This is a genomic window from Neisseria sp. P0009.S007 (assembly GCF_051962515.1).
Map to the genome: position 1 here is coordinate 1 of NZ_JBQCVF010000608.1, position 952 is coordinate 952.

Genomic DNA, 952 nt, shown 5'->3' on the forward strand with positions numbered 1-952 from the left:
TACCGGCGTCAGCACTGTATTGGCGCGTTTGCCGCTGACTGCGCCGCAAACTGAATCTGAGCCTAAAGCCGCAGCTCCACAAGCCGCGCCTGCTTCTCAAGTTTCCCCGGTTGAAACAGTGGCAAACCCATCTACCGAACAGCAGCAAATCGAAGCAGCGGCGGCCAAGATTCAAGCGGCTGCACGCGATGTGTTGAAAGATTAATGGCTGGTTTTTCAGATAAAAGTTTAAATACCTTAATAGAAGAATTTAAAGGTAAATATTAGGGAAGTTGAAGCGGTAATGAGTGAACTGAGTAATATAGTTGATTTTATTAAAGAAATAGAGAAATTAAAGTCAGTAACAAGATTTAATAGAACCCTTGATGGAAGATTTGAAAATAGCGCTGAGCATTCTTGGCAGAGTGCGATGGCTTCGATTGTTCTTCAAGATTATTATCCTGAAAAATTGAATATGGAAAAGGTAATTTCTATGTTACTGATTCATGATTTAGGTGAGATTTATGCTGGAGATACTTGGGTTTTTAATGATGAGAAAAAAGTTCATTCTCATGATAGAGAGCTAGAATCTATAGAAAAAACAATGAGAATCCTTCCAGAAGAAAAATATTTGAATATGAAAAATTCTTGGTTGGAATTTGAAAAAGGGCAGAGTGCTGAGGCAAGATATGCAAGAGTTATTGACGCATTGGTGCCACTTATAAATCATTTAGAAGTATCAGAATTAAATTATAATCCAGATAATATTAGTTCAGATATGGTATTAGAAAAGAAAAAATTTATAAAAGGTGAATCTAAAGAGTTATGGAAACTGACTGAAGAGTTGGTTAAGGAAAGTGTGGAAAAGGGCATATATTTATAATATCAATTGATCTTTAAAATAGTTGAGGAATATTGTGATATGTAGCTCTTCTTGTATAACTCTTTTATTTATTTCTCAAAAATAATGGTT

1 protein-coding gene and 1 pseudogene are annotated in these 952 nt (G+C 35.3%); both read left to right on the forward strand.

The window, feature by feature from the left end; genetic code table 11:
• Positions 1–205 (forward strand): annotated as a pseudogene (locus ACTHS3_RS15130) (phosphatidylserine decarboxylase); the annotation flags it as partial.
• Between the two features lie 78 nt (positions 206–283).
• Entirely contained in the window at positions 284–862 is a 579-nt protein-coding gene (locus tag ACTHS3_RS15135) for an HD domain-containing protein (protein ID WP_070608046.1), read from the forward strand.
• Positions 863–952 lie beyond the last annotated feature (90 nt).